Genomic DNA, 2,598 nt, shown 5'->3' with positions numbered 1-2,598 from the left:
TGACAATTAATCCACCCTGCTTCTTAAGGGGGATTTAGGGGGATCGAGATATGTGCAACTTCACATTAAATTGGTATAACGTCCCAACTTTTTTTGTCTCAGCCACAGTCGCACAACAAGTATCCGTCTGTGGGTGAGACCGCTTTTTTCGCGCAACTCCCAAATAAATTACTGCGGCCGTTTGTCACAAGACTTGATATGTTAGAACAGTCGAAGTAGTTTTGTAAAGAGCAAAGATGAATCGATTTGACCGTCAGTTGTGGGAGAGATTTATTGCGATCGCCCAGCCTTACTTTTATCCTTTAGAGCCTGGAGGGGGCAGAATTTTTTTAGGATTAGTGGCGCTGTTGTTAATATTTCTCTTCGCTGCGATGTTTGTACTCCTCAGCGTTGTATGTTTGGGTACTCAAGTCTTATTTCCAGAGTTTGTCAATAGTATTGCTGCCGGGTTAGTTACTTTGCTGAAAGGAATTATTAATTCGCCAGCAATTGCGATCGTGGCTTTAATGTTAGTTCTTCCTTTCAGCGCTTTTGTCTTTTTCAAAGGCAGATTGCTCCCGCAGTGGCAATCGTGGACATTATTAGCTTTATTGCTGTTATTGTCCCTCTCCGTCAGCGGTCTGAATGTCATAATTAGCTACGTCAGTAACTTTTTTGATACAGCACTGGCAAAGAAAGACCAGCTCAATTATTGGAAGTATCTTTTTGTCTATGCGAGCGTCTTTGTCGTTGGCACTCCCATTGTGGTAATTTACCGCTATACCCAAGATAAATTGGGTCTCTACTGGCGGGAGTGGATGACTAATAAGTTCCTCGATAGGTATTTTCATAATCGGGCTTATTATGAAATAAATTCACACAAGGAAATCGACAATCCAGACCAGCGAATTTCTGAAGATGTCCGATCGTTTACCCGGACAAGTTTGGCATTTATGCTGATTATTTTGGGGTCAATAGTTGATATTATATCTTTCACTGGTATCCTGTGGTCTATCTCAAAAGCACTTTCGATTTTTCTGATTGTCTATGCTATTTTGGGCACGATCGCCACTCTAGTTTTTGGTCAAAGATTAGTACCTCTGAATTTCGAGCAACTTAAAAAAGAAGCAAATTTCCGCTACGGACTGGTTCATATTCGAGACAACGCTGAATCTATTGCTTTTTATGGAGGGGAGGAGCAGGAATCATTTCAAATAAAGCAGCGATTTGTGGAAGTATTCCGCAATTTTAATTTGCTAATTGGTTGGCAGCGGAACTTGGATTATTTCACAACTGGATACGGATATGCTGTTGTGATTATTCCGGCTTTGTTTCTGGCTCCAGCTTACTTTGCCGATAAAAATGGTACAATCGAGTTTGGAGATATCAGTCAAGCTGGTTTTGCTTTCAGTCAGGTTTTGCGCGCTTTTTCTGTAATTGTAACTCAGATTGAGCCGCTGAGTTCTTTTGCCGCTAGTATCAATCGTTTGACTGTATTTACAGATACTCTGGAAGCTGAAAAAGCCGTATCTCATGCCGGAGTAACTGCTATAGATGTAGTAGTTGATTCTCAGTTGAGACTGGAACACGTTACTTTAGATACTCCGAAACATCAAAAGACTTTGATTAGGGATTTGTCGGTAGCAGTGCAGCCCGGTGAAGGACTGTTAATTGTCGGTCAAAGCGGTGCTGGAAAGAGTTCTTTGCTGCGGGCAATTGCGGGTTTGTGGGAATCGGGAACCGGCCGTTTGGCGCGGCCGGAACTCGGAGAAATGCTGTTTTTGCCGCAGCGTCCTTATATGATTTTGGGTAGTTTGCGATCGCAACTTCTGTATCCCAACAACAGCAGCGAGGTTGATGAGGAAAAATTGCGCCGCGTTTTGGCATCAGTAAATTTAGCAGATTTGCCGGACAGATTGGGCGGTTTTGATGCAGATTTAGATTGGGGTGAGATTTTGTCCCTGGGAGAACAGCAGCGTTTAGCTTTTGCTAGATTGTTGCTGACCCAACCGCGATACGCTATTTTGGATGAGGCGACAAGTGCTTTGGATTTGAATAACGAGCAACATTTATACGAGCAGTTGCAAGCAACTAAAACTACTTTTGTGAGTGTCGGCCACCGATTGAGTTTAGTGAAATATCACCAGCAGGTTTTGGAACTTTTGGGAGATGGAAGTTGGCGGCTGCTTTCGGCCCAAGAATACCGCGCTAGTGCGAAGGTTTTTGGCTGATACAGCGCGGCTAGCAGGAATTGTAAATTGACCCGGTTGTTGGTTCGCGGTGGGTGGTGGCGCGGTTGGAGATTTATCGTTTGGTGCTACAGATTAATCGCTACGCCTCCACCGACCCTACAATAGGTTCTACTACAGTTGCATTCTTTGTTTAAACTCACATCTTGCACCATTGTCAAGAACAGGCTTTCTTGCCTGTTCCACAATAAAATTTATCTCTTGTGGAACAGGCAAGATGCCTGTTCCTAAGCAAGTAATTGAGAATGGTGCAAGATATCAGTTTTACCAGCTATCACAATCTATAATTGAGTTTGACACTCCCCGCGCGATCGCGACGGGGATTCTTAAGACATTTCGGTCTTAATATCCCTATTACTAGGGTTTCCGG

2 protein-coding genes are annotated in these 2,598 nt (G+C 43.4%); both read left to right on the top strand.

Annotated features, from left to right (window positions below; translation table 11 throughout):
- Positions 1 to 236: 236 nt before the first annotated feature.
- Positions 237 to 2,210 carry an ABC transporter ATP-binding protein/permease gene (locus tag QUB70_RS32280; protein WP_332985881.1) on the top strand — a complete coding sequence of 658 codons (1,974 nt, stop codon included), beginning with the start codon at positions 237 to 239 and terminating at the stop codon, positions 2,208 to 2,210.
- A 235-nt stretch (positions 2,211 to 2,445) separates the two neighbouring features.
- Entirely contained in the window at positions 2,446 to 2,574 is a 129-nt protein-coding gene (locus tag QUB70_RS32275) for a hypothetical protein (RefSeq protein ID WP_332985880.1), read from the top strand.
- Positions 2,575 to 2,598: the final 24 nt, after the last annotated feature.

The sequence above is a fragment of the Microcoleus sp. A003_D6 genome (assembly GCF_036702825.1).
GTDB lineage: Bacteria > Cyanobacteriota > Cyanobacteriia > Cyanobacteriales > Microcoleaceae > Microcoleus.
This window is presented reverse-complemented; position numbering and strand designations above follow the sequence as displayed.